General features: G+C 65.3%; 18 protein-coding genes. 6 read left to right on the forward strand and 12 right to left on the reverse strand.

Annotation, left to right across the window (positions count from 1 at the left end; genetic code table 11):
• Positions 1-159 precede the first annotated feature (159 nt).
• Entirely contained in the window at positions 160-903 is a 744-nt protein-coding gene (locus ACE103_RS13170; RefSeq protein ID WP_375779766.1) for a hypothetical protein, read from the forward strand.
• Between the two features lie 136 nt (positions 904-1,039).
• Here ACE103_RS13170 and ACE103_RS13175 read toward each other — a convergent pair whose 3' ends face one another.
• From ACE103_RS13175 to ACE103_RS13230, 12 genes are all read right to left on the reverse strand, one after another.
• The gene (locus ACE103_RS13175; protein ID WP_375779767.1) at positions 1,040-1,930 is read right to left on the reverse strand and encodes an ABC transporter permease; all 891 of its coding nucleotides are present in this window, start codon (positions 1,928-1,930) and stop codon (positions 1,040-1,042) included.
• 4 nt (positions 1,931-1,934) lie between these two features.
• Entirely contained in the window at positions 1,935-2,876 is a 942-nt protein-coding gene (locus ACE103_RS13180; protein ID WP_375779768.1) for an ABC transporter permease, read from the reverse strand.
• A gap of 31 nt (positions 2,877-2,907) precedes the next feature.
• Positions 2,908-4,419, reverse strand: coding sequence for an ABC transporter substrate-binding protein (locus ACE103_RS13185; RefSeq protein WP_375779769.1), 1,512 nt, complete (start codon positions 4,417-4,419; stop codon positions 2,908-2,910).
• A 33-nt stretch (positions 4,420-4,452) separates the two neighbouring features.
• Positions 4,453-5,535 carry an ABC transporter ATP-binding protein gene (locus tag ACE103_RS13190; RefSeq protein WP_375779770.1) on the reverse strand — a complete coding sequence of 361 codons (1,083 nt, stop codon included), beginning with the start codon at positions 5,533-5,535 and terminating at the stop codon, positions 4,453-4,455.
• Positions 5,532-6,521, reverse strand: a complete 990-nt coding sequence (locus tag ACE103_RS13195; RefSeq protein WP_375779771.1) for an ABC transporter ATP-binding protein — start codon at positions 6,519-6,521, stop codon at positions 5,532-5,534. Before ACE103_RS13195 ends, ACE103_RS13190 begins: the two co-directional genes overlap by 4 nt.
• Positions 6,518-7,228, reverse strand: a complete 711-nt coding sequence (locus tag ACE103_RS13200; protein ID WP_375779772.1) for a DUF1028 domain-containing protein — start codon at positions 7,226-7,228, stop codon at positions 6,518-6,520. Before ACE103_RS13200 ends, ACE103_RS13195 begins: the two co-directional genes overlap by 4 nt.
• Positions 7,229-7,237: 9 nt before the next feature.
• Complete coding sequence (locus ACE103_RS13205; protein WP_375779773.1) at positions 7,238-9,043, reverse strand: gamma-glutamyltransferase family protein; 1,806 nt, start codon at positions 9,041-9,043, stop codon at positions 7,238-7,240.
• A gap of 100 nt (positions 9,044-9,143) precedes the next feature.
• Complete coding sequence (locus tag ACE103_RS13210; RefSeq protein ID WP_223970653.1) at positions 9,144-10,139, reverse strand: ABC transporter ATP-binding protein; 996 nt, start codon at positions 10,137-10,139, stop codon at positions 9,144-9,146.
• The gene (locus tag ACE103_RS13215) at positions 10,136-11,119 is read right to left on the reverse strand and encodes an ABC transporter ATP-binding protein (protein WP_375779774.1); all 984 of its coding nucleotides are present in this window, start codon (positions 11,117-11,119) and stop codon (positions 10,136-10,138) included. The genes ACE103_RS13210 and ACE103_RS13215 overlap by 4 nt, the downstream gene beginning before the upstream one ends.
• Positions 11,116-12,078, reverse strand: coding sequence for an ABC transporter permease (locus ACE103_RS13220; RefSeq protein WP_375779775.1), 963 nt, complete (start codon positions 12,076-12,078; stop codon positions 11,116-11,118). Before ACE103_RS13220 ends, ACE103_RS13215 begins: the two co-directional genes overlap by 4 nt.
• 11 nt (positions 12,079-12,089) lie before the next feature.
• The gene (locus ACE103_RS13225) at positions 12,090-13,070 is read right to left on the reverse strand and encodes an ABC transporter permease (protein ID WP_375779776.1); all 981 of its coding nucleotides are present in this window, start codon (positions 13,068-13,070) and stop codon (positions 12,090-12,092) included.
• Between the two features lie 105 nt (positions 13,071-13,175).
• Positions 13,176-14,774: an ABC transporter substrate-binding protein gene (locus ACE103_RS13230; RefSeq protein ID WP_375779777.1), complete on the reverse strand. Its 1,599-nt coding sequence runs from the start codon at positions 14,772-14,774 to the stop codon at positions 13,176-13,178.
• 419 nt (positions 14,775-15,193) lie between these two features.
• On the opposite strand from ACE103_RS13230, the gene ACE103_RS13235 reads away from it, so the two are divergent.
• The 5 genes from ACE103_RS13235 to ACE103_RS13255 all read left to right on the forward strand — a co-directional run bounded on the left by ACE103_RS13235 (position 15,194) and on the right by ACE103_RS13255 (position 22,227).
• Positions 15,194-15,448 carry a DUF6489 family protein gene (locus ACE103_RS13235; protein WP_223970661.1) on the forward strand — a complete coding sequence of 85 codons (255 nt, stop codon included), beginning with the start codon at positions 15,194-15,196 and terminating at the stop codon, positions 15,446-15,448.
• Between the two features lie 65 nt (positions 15,449-15,513).
• Entirely contained in the window at positions 15,514-16,248 is a 735-nt protein-coding gene (locus tag ACE103_RS13240) for a triacylglycerol lipase (RefSeq protein ID WP_223970775.1), read from the forward strand.
• 58 nt (positions 16,249-16,306) lie between these two features.
• Positions 16,307-17,857 carry a wax ester/triacylglycerol synthase family O-acyltransferase gene (locus ACE103_RS13245; RefSeq protein ID WP_375779778.1) on the forward strand — a complete coding sequence of 517 codons (1,551 nt, stop codon included), beginning with the start codon at positions 16,307-16,309 and terminating at the stop codon, positions 17,855-17,857.
• Between the two features lie 11 nt (positions 17,858-17,868).
• On the forward strand, positions 17,869-18,864 hold the full coding sequence (locus ACE103_RS13250) for an alpha/beta fold hydrolase (RefSeq protein WP_375779779.1): 996 nt from the start codon (positions 17,869-17,871) through the stop codon (positions 18,862-18,864).
• A gap of 129 nt (positions 18,865-18,993) precedes the next feature.
• Positions 18,994-22,227, forward strand: a complete 3,234-nt coding sequence (locus tag ACE103_RS13255) for a bifunctional cytochrome P450/NADPH--P450 reductase (protein ID WP_375779780.1) — start codon at positions 18,994-18,996, stop codon at positions 22,225-22,227.
• Position 22,228 lies beyond the last annotated feature (1 nt).

Genomic DNA, 22,228 nt, shown 5'->3' on the forward strand with positions numbered 1-22,228 from the left:
TTGGCGAAAGCCACTGCCGCCTTTTCTTTGTCTCGTGATAGCCTTCACTGATGGGCGGGCCGAAGACCCTTTGGTTTGACGCGTTTTCTTCACGCGAACCGGAAGACCACTTCGCTCGAAAACGCTATGCTCGCCACACAAGATCTGGAGGAAACAGGCATGGCGAGCGAATTTGCGGCGGGCAATTACCGGTTCATTCCGGCCGTGTTCCAATATTCAAGCGGTGCGCAGGCGAACGCCGGCTATGAGATCGAGCGGGTGCGCTTCGATCGCCTGGTGCCGCTCGCGGAAGGTTTTGCGCGCATTGCGGCCTACATCAAGGACGCCGGCCGGCCGCTGACCGCGTTCTGCGCCTGCGAATTGCGTTCGCCGGCGGCTTTCACCGAGGACGGCTTCCGCGCCTTTAACCAGCACTACGTCAAGACGCTCGCCGAATGGAGCCTGTTCGACGGCACCATCAATCCGGTGGCGCGTAGCAATGTCTGTCCCGAGATCGATCCGCCGGCCGAGCCGTCGTTCCATGCCTTCTCGTTCACGCGGCCGAGCACGAGCGTGTCGCCATCCTTCGTGATCGCGGGCGGCGCCGAGGCCCGCAGTGGCACTGCCAGCTATCCCGACCGCATCGTTTGCTACCGCGATCTCAGCCCCGGCGCGTGGCGGGAGAAGGTCCGTTTCACCACCGGCGAGATGGAGCGCCGTCTTGCGGAGTTCAGCTTCGGCTGGCAGGAGACGACCGCGGTGCAGGCCTACACCGTGCACGACATCCATCCCGTGCTCGTCGACGAACTGGTCCGCCGCGGCGCGACGCGCTCGGGCCTGACCTGGCACTTCTGCCGCCCGCCGGTGGTCGATCTCGAATACGAGATGGATTGCCGGAGGGTGTTGCGCGAGGTGGTGATTTAGATCGAGAGATGCGGTCTGTAAGACCCATCATCCTGAGGAGCCGCGAAGCGGCGTCTCGAAGGATGCACGGCCACAGTCGGGCCGTCGTGCTTCGAGACGGCCGCTGCGCGGCCTCCTCAGCATGACGGTGAGATATTTACCGCGCCTTCGGATCGAGCGCGTCGCGCAGGCCGTCGCCGACCAGGTTGAACGACAGCACGACCAGGAAGATCGCAAGCCCCGGCCAGATCGCCATCCATGGCGCGCTGGTCAGGAAGCGTTGCGCGGCGTTGAGCATGCTGCCCCAGGACGGCGCCGGCGGCTGCTGGCCGAGGCCGAGGAAGGACAGTGCGGCCTCGGCGATGATCGCGGCGGCGATCGACAGCGTCGCCTGCACCAGCAGCGCCGGCAGGATGTTCGGCAGGATGTGGACCAGCGCGATGCGCCAGCGCGGATTGCCCATGGCGCGCGCCGCCTCGACATAGTCCTCGACCTTGACGCTCATCACCTGGCCGCGGGTCAGGCGGACGAAAATGGGTGTCGCCGAGACGCCGATCGCGATCATCGCATTGCCGAGGCTCGGGCCGAGGAACGCTGCGAGCGCGATCGCCAGGATCAGGAACGGGCAGGCCAGCATCGCGTCGGTGATGCGGCTGATCAGCGCGTCGATGAAGCCGCCGCGATAGCCGGCGAGCAGGCCGAGCGGCACGCCGATCGCAACCGCGATGCTGACCGAGATCACGCCGGCAAGCAGCGAGGCGCGGGCGCCGAACACGACGCGCGCGAGCACGTCGCGGCCGAGCTCGTCGGTGCCGAACCAGTGCTGCATCGACGGCGCTTTGCGGACCAGCGACCAGCTGGTCGCGATCGGATCATAGGGCACGATCAGCGGCGCGAAGGCGGCAAGCAGGATAAAGAGCACAATCACAGCGAGCCCGAGCACGGCACCCTTGCGCCGGATCAACCGCCGCCCGGCACGCCGTGCCGGGCTTTCCAGCGTCTCGGCGGCGGCAAGCGAAGCTGATGTCCTGAGTACAGCGTCGGTCATCCGATCAGCCCCTTAGCCGCGGGTTGACCAGGATGTAGGCGATGTCGGCGATCAGGTTGAGCGTGATGTAGATCGTCGCCGTTGTCAGCACCACGCCCTGCACGACCGCATAGTCGCGGTTGAACACGGCATCGACGATCAGCTTGCCGAAGCCCGGGATCGAGAAGATCTGCTCGGTGAGCACCGCACCCGATAGCAGCGTGCCGAGCTCGAGCGCGCCGAGGGTGATGATCGGCGTCAGCGCGTTGCGCATCGCATGCTTGAGGATCACCGTGCGCTCGGACAGGCCCTTGGCGCGTGCGGTGCGGACATAGTCGCTCTCCAGCACCTGCAACATCGCGCTTCGTGTGTGCCGCATCAGGACCGCCGCGATCGCGTTGCCGAGCACGAAGGCCGGCATGACGGATGCGGCGAGGCTGGCGCGCCAGTTTTCACTGAGCGGCACGTAGCCGGAGGCCGGCAGCCAGCCGAGTTCGACGGAGAACAGGAAGATCAGCATGATGCCGAGCCAGAAATTCGGCGTCGAGATACCCCACAGCGCGAACAGGTTGGCGCCGTAATCCCAGGCGGTGCCTTTCTTCACCGCCGAGATGATGCCGGCGGGAATCCCGATCAGAAAGGCGACCACGATCGCCATGCCGGCGATCTGCATCGTCACCGGCAGCTTCTTCGCGATCAGGCTCGACACCGGCATCTTGTTGCGCAGGGATTCGCCGAGGTCACCCATCAGCACGCCCTTGACCCAATAAGCGTATTGCACCGGGATCGGTTGATCCAGGTGGTATTGCTGCCGGATCTGTTCGATCACGGCCGGATCGCGCTCCTCGCCGGCCATCACGAGTGCCGGATCGCCGGGCAGCAGGTGTTGCAGCGAGAAGATCAGGAGCGAGACGAAGAACAGCGTCGGGACCAGCTGAACCAGCCGCTTGGCGAGGAAGTTCAGCATGGTCGGCCCCGCGTGCCCAGCGCTGTCGCGATCATTTCAATTTCAGCCCGACCACGCGCACCAATCCATCCGGCATCTGCCGGTAACCCTCGACCCTGGCGGTGTGCGCGATCAAAAGCGTGCGGTGATAGATGTAGATGATGGGCTCGTCATTGAGCACGATCTTGGTCATCTTCTCGTAGATCGCCTTGCGCTGGGCGGGATCGTTGATCAGCCGCGCATCTTCCATCAACTTGTCGGCTTCCGCGTTGGAATAGCCGCCGTCGTTCTGCGGCGCCTTGGTGTGCAGGAATACATAGGAATTGCCGTCGGGATCGATCCTTCCGCTCCAGTTGATCTGAAACACCTGAAACTCGCCGGCCTGGGCCTGCTTGAAAGTCGTCGCAAATTCGACCACGCGGATCTTGATGTCGAAGCCCGCTTCGGCCGCCATCGACTGCACGACCTGGGCCACGGCTTCGTTCTCGGCGCCTTTGGGGACCATGTAGTCGATGGCGACAGGCAGCGCGACACCGGCCTCCTTCAGCAGCGCCTTGGCCTTGGCAATGTCGCGTCCCCGAACCGGAAACGCCTTCTGATAGTAGGGATGGACCGGGCTGACCCATTGATTGCCCGGCGTGAACTCTCCGTTGAAGACGACCTGGTTGAGCGCCTCGCGGTCAATCGACAGGTCGAGCGCCTGGCGCACCTTTTCCGACTGGCTGAGCGGCCCCTTGCTCTTGTCGTTGCCGATGTTGATGGTGAGGCCGAGATAGCCGAGTTCGGGCGCGGTCGACAGCACGAGCCGCTTGTCGGCGCGGACGTCCTTGATGTCGGTGGCGAGCACGCGCTCGATCAGATCGAGCCCGCCGGATTTCAGATTGGCGAGCCGCACCGTAGCATCGACGATAGGAAGGAACACGATGCGATCGATGAAGACGTTGTCCTTGTTCCAGTAATCCCCGAACTTCTCGAACACCATGCGGTCCTGCTGCACGCGTTCGACGAACTTGTAGGGGCCGGCGCAGACCGGATGCAGGCCGAATTTGTCGCCCGCTTCCTTCACCGCCTTCGGCGAGACCATCATGCCGGCGCGATCGGTCAACTGGGCGATCAGCGGCGAGTAGGGCGTCTTGAGTACCAGTTTGATGGTCAGGGGATCGACGACGTCCACATGGTCGAGCGCGGCCAGTTCGGGTTTGCGAAACGAGGTCGGCAGCGTCAGATGGCGCTCCAGCGAGAATTTGGCGGCTTCGGCGTCGAACGGCTCACCGTCGTGGAACTTGACGCCCGGCCGGAGCTTGATCGTCATCTCCTTGCCGTCGGCCGAGTTCTCGTAGGACAGCGCGAGCTGCGGAACGATATTCAGCTTCTCGTCAATGTCGAACAGCTTGTCGCAGAAGGCCGAAAAAACGATGCGGCCGACATAGGTGCGTCCGATTGAAGGATCTAGGATGTCGGGATCCTCTGCGAGCCCGATGCGAAGCGTGGTCTCGGCACGCGCGCTCGTTCCGCACCAGGCCACGAGGGCCGCCATCAGGATCGCCAAGCGCCAAAATCTCATCGCCAACCCCTTAATCCCCTGCGCATTTGTTCCTTACGAAATAACCCCGGGCCGCCCCGGAGCTTCCGCCGTATTGAACGCCGCCACCAGCTTTTCCAGTGTCGGTGAGAACCCGCCATCGGACGGCACGATCGCCTCCGCGCCGGGCAGCTCGCCCGTTCGGTGACAGGCCGTCGCATATCCGGTGCCATCTTCGCGCAACAGCGGCACTTCGCTGCGGCAGCGCGCGATCACATAGGGACAGCGGGTATGGAAACGGCAGCCCGAGGGCGGATTGAGCGCGCTCGGCAGCTCGCCCTCCAGCACGATGCGGCTGCGCCTGGCGCGCGGCTTCGGCACCGGGATCGCCGACAGCAGCGCGCGGCTGTAGGGATGGCGCGGCGCGGCGAACAGCGCCTGCGCCTCCGCCGTCTCGACGATGGTGCCGAGATTCATCACGGCGACCCGGTCGGCGATGTGCTTCACGACGGCCAGATCGTGCGAGACGAAGATGTAAGCGAGCTTCAGGCGGTCCTGCAGGTCGCGCAGCAAATTCAAGATCTGCGAGCGGATCGAGACGTCGAGCGCCGACACCGGCTCGTCGCAGATGATCAGCTTCGGCTCGACCGCGAGCGCGCGGGCAATCGCGATGCGCTGGCGCTGGCCGCCGGAGAATTCGTGGGGATAGCGGCGCGCAAAGCGCGGCTCGAGCCCGACCAGACGCAACAGCTCCTCGACCCGCTCGCGGCGGCCCGCTGCCGGGACGAGGTTGTGCAGCGCCAGCGGCTCGGTCAGGATCTGGCTCACCGTCATGCGCGGGTTGAGCGAAGCGTAGGGGTCCTGGAAGATCAGCTGCGCATCGCGGCGGAACGCGCGCAATTGCTCGGCGTTGAGCGCGCCGAGGTCGCGGCCCTCGAAGCGGATCCGTCCGGCGTCCAGCTCGATCAGCCGCAGCACCAGGCGGCTGACGGTTGATTTGCCGCAGCCGGATTCGCCGACCAGCGCCAGCGTCTTGCCGGCCTCGACCGTGAAGCTGACGCCATCGACCGCCTTCACATATGCGGTCGGCCGTCCGAACACCGAGCGTTCGGCGACGAAATGCTTCACCAGCCCTTCGACCTCGAGCAGCGCAGTCATGATACCAGCCGCTCCAAGGGCGCGCGGAGGCAGCGCGAGGCGTGGGTCGCGCTCAGCAGCGCGAGCGGCGGCGGCGATCGGGTGCAGGCATCCTCGACGAACGGACAGCGCGCGGCGAAACGGCAGCCAGCCGGCGGGTTCGCCATGTTCGGCACCATGCCCTCGATGGTGACGAGATGGCTGGTGCGGCGGTCGAGCCGCGGGATCGAGCCGAGCAGGCCGACCGTATAGGGATGCTGCGGATTGGCAAACAGCTCGTCGACCGGCGCACGCTCGACGATCTCACCGGCATACATCACCGCGACCTCGTCGCAGACTTCGGCGACGACGCCGAGATCGTGGGTGATCAGGATGATCGCAGCCCCGCTGGCGGCCTTCAGCTCGCGCATCAGATCGAGGATTTGCGCCTGCAGCGTGACGTCGAGCGCGGTGGTCGGCTCGTCGGCGATCAAGAGCTGCGGATCGCAGGCCAGCGCCATCGCGATCATCACGCGCTGGCGCATGCCGCCGGACAGCTTGTGCGGATATTCGTCGATGCGCTTCTCGGGCGAGGGGATGTGCACGCGGCGCAGCAGCTCGATGGTGCGCTCGCGTGCCGCGCGCCGGGAGCCGCCGCGGTGGCGCAATATCGTCTCGGCGATCTGGTCGCCGATCGTGAAGCTCGGATTGAGCGACGTCATCGGCTCCTGGAAGATCATCGCGAGCCGATTGCCGCGCAGGTCGCGCAGCGTCGCATCCGGCAAGTCGAGCAGGTCGAAGCCGTCGAAGCGGATCGCGCCGGAAACCGCGGCGGACTGCTTCGGCAACAGCCCCATGATCGCGAGCGAGGTGACGCTCTTGCCGCAGCCGGACTCGCCGACCAGGCCGAGCGTGGCGCCGTTGGCGACGGAAAGGTCGACGCTGTCGACGGCATGCGTCGTGCGGCCATCGTCGCCGTGGAAGGTGACGCGCAAGCCCTCGATCTCGATCAGCGGGCCGGCGGTCATTCGCGGCTCTTGGTTGCCGCTGCGATGCCGGCCTCGATCCTGGCGCGGTCGCTGATTCCGGCCGGGTTGTCGCGCGTCGGCATGAAGTCCCGGAACGGCACCCAATGCTCACGGCTGACCGCTTCCAGCCGTTCCAGCTCACGCAAGGGATCGGCGTGGTCGTCGACCCGCAGATCGAGCAACGGCCATTGCTCCGTTCCGTGGATCAGAAGCGCCGCCGACTGCTTGCCGCGCTTGTCACCGCCGGCCGCCTCGCCGGCGAACATCGCCTTGATCAGCCGCTCCGCGAACGGCAGCTTCTCGTTCGCGGCATAGATGCGCGCGGTCTCATCGAGCACGGCGGCCCCGGCCAGCATGTTGCCGGCGATCGAGAAGCCGTCGCCGGCGACATGGCCGAACCAGTCGATGCAATCCTTGCCGGAATGCGCGGCGATCCGGCCCTTGCTGTCCATGACATGCACCTGCCGACTCTCGCGGCCGCCGTCGGGCGCGAGCAGCGCCGCGATCGTCTCATGCGGGCTGTTGCCATCGCGCAGCAGCGCGAGGCCGTCGATGCCGTAATAGGGATTGACCAGCGCCTGCGTCGCGATGGCGCCGATCCCGGGTGCAATGTGCGGCACCAGCGCGCCGACCGCGAAGAACCGCGTCGCGACGGCGATGCCGAGCTGGCCGGTGGCGCTGTCGCGGGCGATGATCGACCAGGTCATCCCAAACCTCTAGCGGCCCGCGGCGTAACCCTGCATGCCGCGCGGGTTGGCGGCGGCGCGGCGGCGAGGGCCGACCTTCGAGGCCGCGGTGAGGCGGCCTTCCGACCAATCCGGCCCAATCTCCACCACATGGCCGCGACGTTTCAATTCGTCGATGGTCGGTTTTGGCACGCGATTTTCCAGCACTAGCACGCCGGGCCGCGAAGTGCGCGGCCAGAACGAGATCGGGAAATGCTCGGAGTGCCAGGCCGGCGCGTCGATCGCCTCCTGCAGATTGAGCTTAGCGTGAACATGGCGCAGGAAGAATTGCGTGATCCACTGATCCTGCTGGTCGCCGCCCGGCGAGCCCCAGGAGAGATACGGCTCGCCGTCGCGCAGCGCCATGGTCGGTGACAGCGTGGTGCGCGGCCGCTTGCCCGGCGCCAGCGAGGCAGGGTGGTTTTCCTCCAGCCAGAACATCTGGGCGCGGCTGCCGAGGCAGAAGCCGATCTCGGGAATGACAGGCGAGGATTGCAGCCAGCCGCCGGACGGCGTCGCCGAGATCATGTTGCCGGCCTTGTCGATGATGTCGAAATGCACGGTGTCGCCGCGCACCTCGCCGAACCGGCCGACCGTCGGTTCGCCCGCGCCCATGGCGCCGACCGCTTCGCGATGCCCTTCGGCGTGCCGCAGCTTCACGACGCCGCCGAAACCTGCGACCGAGCCGGGGCGGAAGTCGAGCGAAGCCTTGTCCTTCGAGATCAGCTTGCGCCGTTCGTTGTTGTAGGCATCGGACAGCAGCGTTTCGATCGGGATGTCGGCGAACTTCGGATCGCCGTAGAATGTTTCGCGATCGGCATAGGCAAGCTTGGCGGCTTCGATCTGCAAATGGATGAAGTCGGGGCCGGCGGGATCGAGCCCGTCGAGCTCGAAACCCTTCAGCAGCGCGAGCTGCTGCAGCATCACCGGACCCTGGCTCCAGACGCCGCACTTCTGCACGGTGTAGCGGCCGTAATCGTAGGTCAGCGGCGCTTCGATGGTCGGCTGCCAGCGCGCCACGTCGTCGGCCGACAGCACGCCGCGATGCGGCGAGCCGGAGACGTCCATCACCTCCTGGGTGCGGCAGAACTTGTCGATCGCCTCCGCGACGAAGCCCTTCGACCAGGCCTGCCGCGCGCGCTCGATCTGTGCGACGCGATCGCTACCGGCGCTCTCCGCCTCGGTCAGGATGCGTGCATAGGTCTCGGCGAGCTTCTTGTTGGTGAAGAGAGTGCCGGGCTTCGGCACTTCGCCGTTGGGCAGATAGACGTCGGCCGACGTGGACCAGTATTTCCGGAACAGCTGCTCGACGGTCTTGATGGTAGCCGACGCGCGCTCGACCAGCGGATGGCCGTCGCGGGCATAGGCGATCGCGGGCTCCAGCACGTCGCGCAGCTTCATCGTGCCGTAGTCGCGCAGCAGCAGCATCCAGGTTTCGAACGTGCCGGGCACACAAGCCGCGAGCAGGCCGGTGCCGGGCACCATTTCGAGGCCTTCGCTGCGGTAATGCGCGATCGTCGCCTTCGCCGGCGCCGGTCCCTGGCCGCAGATCACTTCGGTTTTGCCGCGCTTGACGTCGTGCACGATGAGCGGGACGTCGCCGCCGGGGCCGTTCAGATGCGGCTCGACCACCTGCAACGTGAACGCCGCAGCAACGCCGGCGTCGAAGGCGTTGCCGCCTTTCTCAAGCGCTGCCATGCCGACCGCGGTCGCGATCCAGTGGGTCGAGGTGACGACACCGAAGGTGCCTTCGATCTCAGGCCTTGTGGTGAACGGATCGGGGTTGACGTTGCTCATGGGGCTGCGCTTCCGGCTGGGTCTTGTGGCGCGCGCACTTGATCACAGGCGGGCTGGCATGCCAACCGCTTGGTGGACATGGCCGCTCCCATCCGCGTGATCATGCCGGAACGGCGGCGGCCGGGCTGTTGACGGCGTGGCAGGCGACGCCGTCAATCAGTTCCGGCGCTTTTTCGCGGCAGAGATCGAAGGCGAGGGGACAGCGCGGGTTGAACGCGCAGCCACGCGGCGGATCGATCGGGTTCGGGATCTCGCCCTTGACCGGGATGCGCTGGCGGCCAGACATCGCAAGATCCGGAACCGCGCCGAGCAGCATCTTGGTATAGGGCATCCGCGGGTTCTCGAACAGTTTCCGGCCCTCGGCGATCTCGACGATGCGGCCGAGATACATCACGCCGATCCGGCTCGCCATGTGGCGGACAACCGCGAGATTGTGGCTGATGAAGAGATAGGTCAGGCCGAACTTGTCCTGCAGGTCGCGCATCAGGTTGAGGATCTGCGCTTGCACGGAGACGTCGAGCGCCGAGGTCGGCTCGTCGCAGACGATGAACTCGGCCTCGGACGCCAGCGCGCGGGCGATCGCGATGCGCTGGCGCTGGCCGCCGGAAAATTCATGCGGGAATTTCTGGCCGTCGTCGGGGTGCAGGCCGACCAGCGAGAGCAATTCGCCGACTCGGGCCTTGATGTCGCGTTCGCCCTCGATCAGGTCGAAGGCGCGGATCGGCTCGGCCACGATAGCGGCGACCCGGTAGCGCGGATTGAGGCTCGCATAAGGGTCCTGAAAAACCATCTGGATGCGCCGGCGCAGCCGGCGGCGCGCCTGGGCCTGCCGCGGATCGGTCATCGAGACGCCGTCGATGACGACTTCGCCCGAACTCGGCGGCAACAGGCCCACGACCATGCGCGCAACCGTGGTCTTGCCGGAGCCGGATTCGCCAACCAGCGCAAACGTCTCGCCGCGCTTGATGTCAAAGCTGACACCGTCGACGGCCTTGAGGAATTCGAGATGGCCGCCTTCGATCACGCGGTTGAGCCACGGCTTGGAGACATCGAAGACGCGGCGCAGGTTCTTGACCTCGATCAATGTCCCGCTCATGCCGCCGTCTCCTTCGCCGGCTCGAACAGATGGCAGGCGACGGATTGGCTGCCATGCCGGATCGGCTCGGGACGTTCGACGCGGCAGCGATCGAACACAAACGCACAGCGCGGATTGAACGGGCAGCCGGCCGGGATCGCCGACAGCCGCGGCATCGAGCCCGGGATCTGCACCAGGCGCTTGTCCTCGCCTGCGAGCGTCGGAATCGCGCCCATCAGGCCCTTGGCGTAGGGATGCAGCGGGTTGCGCACCACTTCCTGCACCGGGCCGATCTCGGCGATGCGGCCGGAATACATCACCGCGACGCGGTCGCAGGTCTCGGCGATCACGCCCATGTCGTGGGTCACCAGCATCACGGCGGTGCCGTGGTCGCGGCCGAGCCGCTTGATCAGCGTGATGATCTGCGCCTGGACCGAGACGTCGAGCGCGGTGGTCGGCTCATCGGCGATGATCAGCTCGGGCTCGGCGCAGATCGCAAGCGCGATCACGACGCGCTGGCGCATGCCACCGGAGAATTCATGCGGGTAGCCGTCGATGCGCTTTTCCGGCGCGGGGATGCCGACTTCGGCCAACAGATCGATGGCGCGCCGGCGTGCGGCGCTTTCGCTCAGGTTGGTGTGGGTGCGTATCGTCTCGATGATCTGGTCGCCGATCCGGTAGAGCGGATTGAGGCTCGTCAGCGGATCCTGGAAGATCATGCCGATCCGCTTGCCCCGGACTCTGCGGATTTCCTCCGGCGGAAGATGGTCGATCCGCGTGCCCGATAGTTCGATCTCGCCGCCGGAGATACGACCGGGCGGATCGATCAGCCCGATCACCGCAAGGCCGGTGACCGACTTGCCGGCGCCGGACTCGCCGACCACGCCGAGCACCTCGCCCTTGGCGATGTCGAACGACACGCCGTTGATGGCGCGCAAGATCGCGCGGCGGGTGACGAATTCCACCTCGAGATTGCGCACGGAGAGAACAGGCTGGGTCATCGGAGCTTTGGGTTGAGCGCGTCGCGCAGCCAGTCGCCGAGCAGGTTGATGGAGAGGATCAGGCCGGCCAGCGCAATGCCCGGGAAGGCGACGATCCACCATTCGCCGGCGAACAGGTAGTTGTTGCCGATCCGGATCAGGGTGCCGAGCGAGGGCATGGTGTCGGGCATGCCGGCGCCGAGGAACGACAGCGTCGCCTCGGTGATGATCGCGAGCGCGAGGTTGATGGTGGCGATGACCAGGATCGGGCCCATCGTGTTCGGCAGCACGTGCCGCAGCATGATCTTCGGCGCCGGCAGGCCGATCAGCTGCGCCGCCGCCACGTAATCCTTGTTCTTCTCTACCATCACCGAGCCGCGCACGGTGCGGGCATATTGCACCCAGAAACTGAGGCCGATCGCGATGATCAGCACGCCGAACGTGCTCATCTCGTCGAGCCGGTTGCCGAGCAGCGATTTGGCGACACCGTTGACCAGCAGCGCGATCAAGATCGCCGGGAAGGTGAGCTGGACGTCGGCGATCCGCATGATCACGCTGTCGACCACGCCGCCGAAATAACCGGCGACCAGCCCGAGGGCGATCCCGAGCGCGCCGGCGAACACCACGCCGGCAACGCCGACCGCAAGCGAGATGCGCAGGCCGTACAGAATCGCCGAGAGCACGTCGCGGCCCTGCTCGTCGGTACCGAGCAGGAACGGGCTCTGGCCGTCGGCGGTCCATAGCGGTGCGATCCGCGAATTGATCAGCTGCAATTGTGCGGGATCGAACGGGTTCTGCACCGCAAGCCAGGATGCAAAGATCGCCAGCAGGAAGAACAACAGCGTGATCACGGCGGCGACCATCGTCAGCCTGGAGCGGCGGAACGAATAGACGATGTCGCTGTCGAGCGCGCGCCTGAACCAGCCGGCAGATGCCTGCGGGTGAGCTTCGGAACGATGGGGGACGACGGCGTCGGACATCGGTCAGCCCCTCACGTCGCGCGGCCGACGGTCGAGCGCAAGCGCGGATCGACCACGGTGTAGAGGATGTCGACCACGAGATTGATGGTGACGAAGATCAGCGAGACCATCAACAGATACGCGGCCATGATCGGGATATCGACGTTTTGCACGGCCTGCACGAACAGAAGTCCCATGCCCGGCCATTGGAACACGGTTTCGGTGATGATCGAGAAAGCAATTACCGAGCCAAACTGCAGGCCGGCGACCGTGATCACCGGAACCAGGGTGTTCTTCAGCGCATGGCCGAAATGGATCGCGCGCGTGGTCAGCCCGCGGGCACGGGCGAAGCGGATATAGTCGGTTCGCAGCACTTCCAGCATTTCGGCGCGCACCAGCCGCATGATCAGGGTCATCTGGAACAGTCCGAGCGTGATCGCCGGCATGATCAGCGCCTTCAGGCCCGAGACGGTGAGCAGCCCGGTGGTCCACCAGCCGAGCTTCACCACCTCGCCGCGGCCAAAGGAGGGAAGCCAGCCCAAGGTCACCGCGAACAGATAGATCAGGAGGATGCCAATCAGGAAGGTCGGCAGCGAAATGCCGATCAGCGATACCGCCTGGAATAATTTGGCGAGCACGGTGTCACGGCGCAGCGCCGAGTAGACCCCCATCAGGATGCCGGCGACCATGGCGAACAGCGTGGCGCAGATCGCAAGCTCCAGCGTCGCCGGCAGGCGCTCCGCCAGCAGCGAGGAGACCGGCAGACGGAACTGGTAGGACACGCCGAACTTGAACTGCAGCGCATTGATGAAGTAGCGGCCGAACTGCACCAGTACGGAATCATCCAGGCCGAGCGAGCGCCGGATTTCAGCGCGCTGCGCGGCCGAGGTGTCGATCGAGACGATCTGGCTCACCGGATCGCCGGCGAAGCGGAACATCGCGAACGCAATAACGCCGACGGCGAGCATCACGCCGATCGCCTGCAGCACGCGGCGAAGAGTGAAAGCGAGCATCTCTACCTTTCACTGCTTTTGACATCCGGCGCGCGCGGCTTTGCGCGGCCGAAAACCGAGAGGTCCCGGAAGCCTGCGCTTCCGGGACCCAATTCGCTGCAACCACTATTCACCTTGCTTGGTCGCCCAGTAGAGCAGCACCTGGTTGTCTGCGCGCTGGGTCAATTTGACCTTTTTCGACACGCCCCACACCAGCGGTTGCTGATGCAGCGGAATGTAGCCGTAGTCCTTGATGACGATCTCGTAGGCCTGCTTGATCAACTGGTCGCGCTTGGCCGTGTCGCTCTCGACCAGGACCTTGTCGGTGAGCGCGTCGACTTCCTTGTTGCAATAGCCGCCGAGATTGGCTTCGCCCCGGGTCGAATCCTTCGGATCGTCGCGGCAGCCGAGGATATCGTGCAGCACGTTGTGCGAGTCTGATGTCGCGGGCGTCCAGCCCAGCATGAAGAACGAGGTCTGGTAGCCGCCGGGCTTCAGCACCTTGCCGAAATACTGTGCCTTCGGCTGCGCCAGCAGGTTCACCTTGATGCCGATCCGGGCCAGCATGCCGACCACCGCCTGGCAGATCGCGGCGTCGTTGACGTAGCGGTCGTTCGGGCAATCCATCGTGACTTCAAAGCCGTTCGGGTAGCCGGCCTCGGCCAAGAGCTTCTTGGCGCCTTCCGGGTCGAGCTTCGGCCGGGTGAACTCCTTCGACAGCGGATAGAGCTCGGGCGCGATCATCAGGGTCGAGGGCGTCGACATGCCGCGCATCACGCGGGTCTTGATCAGGTCGACGTCGATCGTCTTGTAGAAGGCTTCGCGGACCTTGATGTCCTTGAACGGATTCTTGCCCTTGATGTTGGAGTACAGCAGCTCGTCGCGCGCCATATCCATGCCGATGAAGATGGTGCGGATCTCCGGCGCGGTCATGACGGTGGCGACGCCGCTGGAATTGACGCGCTGGATGTCCTGGAGCGGAACCGGTTCGATGACATCGACCTCGCCCGAGAGCAGCGCGGCGACGCGGGTGGCGTCGGAGCCGATCGGGGTGAAGATGATCTCCTGGAGATTATGCTCGGGCTTGCGCCAATAGCCCGGAAACGCCTTGAACACGGTCTTCACGCCGGGCTGGTGGCTCTCGATCGTGAAGGGACCGGTGCCGTTCTCGTGCAGCGCGGCGTAGCTCGGCGTGGTCGCGGAGGCCGGCGTCGGTGCGACGGCGTTGTTCTCCTCGCTCCACTTCTTGTCCATGATGTACCAGCTATCCCACTGCGAGGTCAGGATGGGATTGGGCGAGTCCAGCGTCACGTCGACCGTGTAGTCGTCGACCTTGGTGAACTTGGCGTCGGCCGGGACGTTGCTGAGGAAGTTGGAGCCCTTGGCGCGGACGCGGTCGGCGGAGAACAGCACGTCGTCGGCGGTGAAGGGATCGCCATTGTGGAATTTCACGCCCTTGCGCAGATGGAAGCGCCATTTGGTCGGGCTCAGCGTCTCCCAGCTTTCCGCGAGTGCCGGGATGATCTTGAGGTCCTTGTCGCGCGCGGTGAGGCCTTCATAGACGTGCGCGTGGTGCGCGATCGTCGTGGTTTCCTTCAGCGTGTACGGATCCAGCGACTTCAGCTCGCCCTGATTGGCGTATTTCAGCGTCTGGGCCGATGCCGGCAAGGCAAAGGCGACCAGCGCGACGGCAGTCGCCGCAAACAAACTCCAACGTACCGACATGTGATCCCGCGTCCCCGTTTTTGTCCGCCGGCTGCTTTGTCCGGCTGGTATTATTGATGCATGTTGCCAGAGTTTACCGGCCGCGCAAGCGCGATTTCCCAAAGGGTTAATCGGTTCGCGCGGGTGCAGCGCAATGAATGCGACATGAGAGTAGGCGGTTGGTACAGGCGCGTGACATTCGACTTTCGGAGTGCCGCTTGCCGGTCACGGGAATTGATCGCCGACGAGCCAGGCTGATGCCGGTCGCGCCAAACGGAGCCGCCGTTCCAAACGGTTTGGAGCCTGTCGTTCCAAACGGTTTGGTTGACCATAACGGATGATTGAGGCCGACTAGACATCGGGGCAGGTACGGCTCGCTTGCGTGACCGGCCCGGTCCCGGCGATACTGAGGCGGGCCAGGCGCATTTGAGGAGGCGGATATGAAGGTCAACGTCGAGATAGATTGTACGCCCCTTGAAGCGCGCCAGTTCTTCGGCCTGCCGGACGTGGCACCGATGCAGAACGCGGTGATGGACAGGCTGCAGCAGCAGATGCTGTCGAACATCGAGAAGGTTTCGCCGGAAGCGTTGATGCAAAGCTGGTTCACCTTTGATCCCAAGCTCGCCGAGCGCTTCCAGGACATGTTCGTGACGATGGCCGGCCTCGGCGGCTTGGCCAAGAAGGACAAGAAATAGTGGCGGCCGCGAAAGGGAGCGTTGATGCGGCCGAACGCCGATTGCGCCCGCCCAGCCTGTTCCTGATGCTGGCGGAAGCGCGCGGCGTGCTCGAGCTGAATTCGAGCCTGCTGCTGTCGCCGCTGCTGATGCAGGCGCCGAAGGGCGACGGTCATCCGGTGCTGGCGCTGCCCGGCTTCCTCGCCAGCGACCTGTCGATGGCGCCGATGCGGCGCTATCTGAAGGAGCTCGGCTATGACGCCTACGCCTGGAACATGGGCCGCAATTTCGGCGGCATCTCCAGCAGGCGGACTGCGCTGCGCGACCTGCTGAAGCGGGTCCATGAGGCGTCGGGGCGAAAGGTCTCGATCATCGGCTGGAGCCTCGGCGGCGTCTATGCGCGCGACCTGGCGTCGCAGATGCCGGAGCTGGTGCGATCCATCATCACGCTGGGCAGCCCGTTCGCCGACGACATCCGCGCCACCAACGCGACCCGGCTGTACGAGCTGCTGTCCGGCGAGGGGGTGGATGCCATTCCTGAAATCCGCGCCGCGATCGCCGGCGACATGCCGGTGCCGGCAACCTCGATCTATTCCCGCACCGACGGCATCGTGAACTGGCGGACCTCGCGGGTGCGGCCGTCGGCGACCGCCGAGAACATCGAGGTGCATTTCGCCAGCCATCTCGGCCTCGGCGTCAACCCCGCAGCCTTGTGGGCGATCGCGGACCGGCTGGCACAGCCGGAAGGGGAGTTCCGGCATTTTGACCGCTCGGGCCCCTTTGCCATTGCCTACGGGCCGGCAGAACAGGCACTATCCTGACTGAACGACGAGAAGCGCCGCCAAGGCGCCCGCGTGAGTTGGCTCTCGGGAGGAAATCATGAGCGACGCCAAGAAGCTGTCCTCGCTGGACGCATCGTTTCTGTATCTGGAAACGCCGGAAATGCCGATGCATGTCGGCAGCATGGCGATCTTCCGGCTGCCCGACGGCTACAAGGGCGACTTCTTCGAGGAGTTCAAGGCGATGATCGCCTCGCGGCTGCATGTCGCGCCGATCCTCAAGGCGCGCCTGCAGAAGGCGCCGCTCGACATCGACCACCCGTCCTGGGTCGAGGATGACCAGTTCGATATCGACCGCCACATCTTCCGCGCCAGCCTGCCCGCGCCACGCGACCGCGCGACGCTGGAGCGCATCGTCGGCTGGATGCACGCCAAGCTGTTGAACCGCGCCCGCCCGCTCTGGGAGTTCTACGTCTTCGAGGGCATGAAGGACAACGAGATCGGGCTCTATTCCAAGATGCACCACGCCTGCATCGACGGCGGCGCCGGCGCGGCGCTGACCAGCATGATCTACGACCTGACGCCGGTGCCGCGGCAGATCGAGCCGCCGAGTGCGAAAAAGGTCGCGCAGGAGCCGCGTGACATCGCGGCCAATTTGATCGACGCCTATCAGCAGCTCTGGACCCAGCCGTTCGAGGCGGCCGCCGCCGCGCAAAAGAGCCTGGAGCTGCCGCGCTCGGGCAAGAGCGACCTCGGCTCGATCCTGTTCGACAACGCCATGTTCCAGATCGAGAGTGCGGTGAAGTTCGCAGGCTCGATGCCGACCGTGCTCAAGAGCCTCTCCGACGTCGTCGCCAAGGTCGCCGATCCGAGGTCGCGCGAGAGCCTGCAGGCGATGGCTTCGCCGCCGACCATCCTCAACAAGGCGATCTCGTCGGAGCGCAGCTTTGCCGGCACCTCGATCTCGCTGTCGCGCGCCAAGGCGCTGGCGAAGGTCTCGGGCGGCAAGCTCAACGACGTGGTGCTGGCGCTCGCCTCGGGCGTGGTGCGGCGCTATCTGATCAGCCAGGGTGCGCTGCCGAACAAGTCGCTGACCGCCGGCGTGCCGATCTCGCTGCGCGAGGAAGGCAACGCCGAATCCAACAACCAGGTGTTCGGCATGATCTGCTCGATCGCGACCGACGTCGAGGATCCGAAGAAGCGGCTGGAAACCATCATCGCGCAGTCGACCAAGTCCAAGGAGATGTCGCATCCGCTGCGCGCCCTGGTGCCGCAGGTCTCCAACATCTCGCTCTTGGGCGCGCCGATCGTGGTGCAGATTCTGGCGTTGCTCTACAGCCGGTCTGACCTGTCCAACGTGCTGCCGCCGGCGACCAACATCACGGTGTCGAACGTGCCGGGGCCGCGGCAGACGCTGTACGCGGCCGGCGCGGAGCTGCTGCATATCTTCCCGGTTTCGATCTCGACCCACGGCGTGGCGCTCAACATCACCGTGCAGAGCTACCGCGATCAACTCGATTTCGGCTTCATCGTCGGTGCCAACATCATTCCGCATGTGCAGGTGATGTGCGACATGCTGCCGCTCGAATTCGATGTACTCGAGGCGGCGTTCGCGCCTCCGCCTGCCGACATCAAGGGCGCGGCAGAATAGGAATTCCTGCAATGATCGACATGCCACCGCTGCAGTTCGCCGAGACGAACGGCATTCGCATGGGGTTTTACGAAGCAGGCCCCAAGACCGACACGCCGCCCGTGGTGCTGTGCCACGGCTGGCCCGAACTGGCGTTCTCCTGGCGCCACCAGATCAAGGCGCTGAGCGAGGCCGGCATCCGGGTGATTGCGCCGGATCAGCGCGGCTATGGCGCGACCGACCGGCCGGAGCCGGTCGAATCCTACGACATGGAACACCTGACCGGCGACCTGGTCGGCCTGCTCGACCATCTCAAGATCGACAAGGCGATCTTCGTCGGTCACGACTGGGGCGGCTTTGTCGTCTGGCAGATGCCGCTCAGACATCCGTCGCGGGTGGCCGGCGTCGTCGGCGTCAACACGCCGCATTTGAACCGCGCGCCGATGGACCCGATCGCGCTGTTCCGCCAGCGCTTCGGCGACCAGATGTACATCGTCCAGTTCCAGGATCCGGCGCGTGAGCCCGATCGGATCTTCGGCAGCCGCGTGGAGCAGACCTTCGATGCCTTCATGCGCAAGCCGGCGGCGCGCCCGCCGGGCGCACCGGAGGAGCAGCCGATTGCCGGCGTCGGCGCCTCGGCGCGGCTCAACCTGGCGTTCCCGCAGATGATCGCGAACTACGACGCCAAGCACGATCCGCGGACGCCGATTCTGTCGGCTGAGGAGAAGAAGGTGTTCGTCGACACCTTCACAAGGACCGGCTTCACCGGCGGCATCAACTGGTATCGCAACTTCACCCGCAACTGGGAACGTTCGGCGGGGCTGGACCACAATGTGCGGGTGCCGTCGCTGATGATCATGGCCGAGAACGACGCGGTGCTGCCGCCCTCGGCTGCCGATGGCATGGAGAAGCTGGTGCCGGACCTCGAAAAGTATCTGGTCCACGACAGCGGTCACTGGACGCAGCAGGAAAAGCCGGACGAGGTCAGCGCCAAGCTGATCGAGTGGCGTAGAAAACGGTTTGGGTGACGACGGGACACTAACGCTGTCATTGCGAGCGAAGCGAAGCAATCCATTGGTCCGCATGCGAGGACAAATGGATTGCTTCGTCGCTTCGCTCCTCGCAATGACGAATAGAGGACAGGGGGCACTTCGACAATGGCATCCGGCAACAGACTGAGTCCGATCCCGCATCCGCCGACGAAGCCGGTGGTCGGCAACATGCTGTCGCTGGATTCGAACGCGCCGGTGCAGCATCTGGTCAAGCTCTCCAAGGAGCTCGGACCGATCTTCTGGCTCGACATGATGGGCGCGCCGATCGTCATCGTCTCCGGTCACGATCTGGTCGACGAGCTTTCCGACGAGAAGCGCTTCGACAAGGCCGTGCGCGGCTCGCTGCGCCGGGTGCGCGCGGTCGGCGGCGACGGGCTGTTCACCGCCGATACCAAGGAGCCGAACTGGAGCAAGGCGCACAACATCCTGATGCAGCCGTTCGGCAACCGCGCCATGCAGTCGTATCACCCGAGCATGGTCGATATCGCCGAGCAACTGGTCAAGAAATGGGAGCGCCTCAACGCCGACGAGGAGATCGAGGTCGTCCACGACATGACGGCGCTGACCCTCGACACCATCGGGCTGTGCGGCTTCGACTACCGCTTCAATTCGTTCTACCGCCGCGACTACCACCCTTTCGTGGAATCGCTGGTGCGCTCGCTCGAGACCATCATGATGACCCGCGGCCTGCCGCTCGAGGGTCTGTGGATGCAGAAGCGGCGCAAGACGCTGACCGACGACGTCGGCTTCATGAACAAGATGGTCGACGAGATCATCGCCGAGCGGCGCGGCAACACCGATGTGACCAGTGACAAGAAGGACATGCTGGCCGCGATGATGACCGGCGTCGATCGCGCCACCGGCGAGCAGCTCGACGACGTCAACATCCGCTACCAGATCAATACCTTCCTGATCGCCGGCCACGAGACCACCAGTGGCCTGCTGTCGTGCACGATCTATGCGCTGCTGAAGCATCCCGAGGTGCTCAAGAAGGCCTATGAGGAGGTCGACCGCGTCCTTGGTCCCGACATCGATGCGCGGCCGACCTATCAGCAGGTGACGCAGCTCACCTACATCACCCAATGTCTGAAGGAGGCGCTGCGACTGTGGCCGCCGGCGCCGGCCTACGGTATCGCGCCGCTCAACGACGAGACGATCGGCGGCAAGTACAAGCTGAAGAAGAACACCTTCATCACCGTGCTGGTGATGGCGCTGCATCGCGATCCCTCGGTCTGGGGCCCCAACCCCGACGTGTTCGATCCCGAGAATTTCAGCCGCGAGGCGGAGGCCAAACGCCCGATCAATGCCTGGAAGCCGTTCGGCAACGGCCAGCGCGCCTGCATCGGCCGCGGCTTTGCCATGCACGAGGCGGCGCTCGCGATCGGGATGATCCTGCAACGCTTCAAGCTGCTCGACGTGCATCGCTACCAGATGCATCTGAAGGAGACGCTGACCGTCAAGCCCGACGGCTTCAGGATCAAGGTGCGGCCGCGCGACGACAGGGAGCGTGGCGCGTTCGCCGGCAGCACCGGCGCGGTTGCGGCCGCGCCGAAGGCACCGCGCGCGCCGACCACGCGCCCCGGCCACAACACGCCGATGCTGGTGCTGTATGGCTCCAACCTCGGCTCGGCCGAGGAGCTGGCGACCCGGATGGCCGATCTGTCGGAGATCAATGGCTTCTCGGTGCGGCTTGGGCCGCTGGACGACTATGTCGGCAAGCTGCCGGAGGAGGGCGGCGTCCTGATCATCTGCGCCTCCTATAACGGCGCGGCGCCCGACAATGCGACGCAGTTCGTCAAATGGCTTGAGACCGATCTGCCGAAGGATGCCTTCGCCAAGGTGCGCTACGCGGTGTTCGGCTGCGGCAACAGCGATTGGGCCGCGACCTACCAGTCGGTGCCGCGCTTCATCGACGAGCAATTGACCAAGCATGGCGCCCGCGCCGTCTATCCGCGCGGCGAGGGCGATGCGCGCAGCGATCTCGACGGCCAGTTCCAGAAATGGTTCCCGGAGGCTGCGAAGGTCGCGACCAAGGAATTCGGCATCGACTGGAATTTCACCCGCACCGCCGAGGACGAGCCGCTTTATGCGATCGAGCCGGTGGCGCAGGGTGCGGTCAACACCATCGTGACGCAGGGTGGCGCGGTGCCGATGAAGGTGCTCGCCAACGACGAGCTGCAGAACAAGGAAGGAGCGCATCCGTCGGAGCGCTCGACCCGGCACATCGAGGTCGAGCTGCCGGCGAACCTGAAATATCGCGTCGGCGATCATCTCAGCGTGGTGCCGCGCAACGATCCGACCCTGGTCGATTCCGTAGCGCGCCGGTTCGGCTTCCTGCCGGCCGATCAGATCCGGCTGCAGGTCTCGGAAGGCCGCCGCGCGCAACTGCCGGTCGGCAACGCGGTGTCGGTCGGGCGGCTGCTCACCGAGTTCGTCGAATTGCAGCAGGTCGCGACCCGCAAGCAGATCCAGATCATGGCCGAGCACACCCGCTGCCCGGTGACCAAGCCGAAGCTGATGGCCTATGTCGGCGACGACGAGGCTTCCGCCGGGCGCTACCGCACCGAGGTGCTGGCCACGCGCAAATCGGTGTTCGACCTGCTCGAGGAATATCCGGCCTGCGAGCTGCCGTTCCACCTCTACCTCGAAATGCTGTCGCTGCTGGCGCCGCGCTATTACTCGATCTCGTCGTCTCCGGCCGGCGAGGCGCAGCGTTGCAGCGTCACCGTCGGCGTGGTGGAGGCGCCTGCGAGCTCGGGACGCGGCATCTACAAGGGGATCTGCTCGAACTATCTGGCGCGTCGCCGCGCCGGCGATACCGTCCACGCCACCATCAAGGAGACCAAGGCCGGCTTCCGCCTGCCTGACGACAGCGCCGTGCCGATCATCATGATCGGGCCGGGCACCGGACTCGCGCCGTTCCGCGGCTTCCTGCAGGAGCGCGCCGCGCGCAAGGCCCAGGGCGCGACGCTGGGTCCCGCGATGCTGTTCTTCGGCTGCCGCCATCCGGAGCAGGACTTCATCTATGCGGATGAGCTGAAGGCGTTTGCAGCCGATGGCGTCAGTGAACTCCATACCGCCTTCTCGCGCGCCGACGGGCCGAAGACCTATGTGCAGCATCTCGTCGCCGCGCAGAAGGATCGGGTCTGGGAGCTGATCGAGAAGGGCGCGATCGTCTATGTCTGCGGCGACGGCGGCAAGATGGAGCCCGACGTCAAGGCGACCCTGATGTCGATCTATCGCGAGCGCAGCGGTGCCGACGCTGACGCCGCCGCGCGCTGGATCGAGGAGATGGGCACCAGGAACCGCTACGTGCTCGACGTCTGGGCCGGCGGGTAGG

This window comes from Bradyrhizobium sp. ma5 (genome assembly GCF_042258955.1).
Taxonomy (GTDB): domain Bacteria; phylum Pseudomonadota; class Alphaproteobacteria; order Rhizobiales; family Xanthobacteraceae; genus Bradyrhizobium.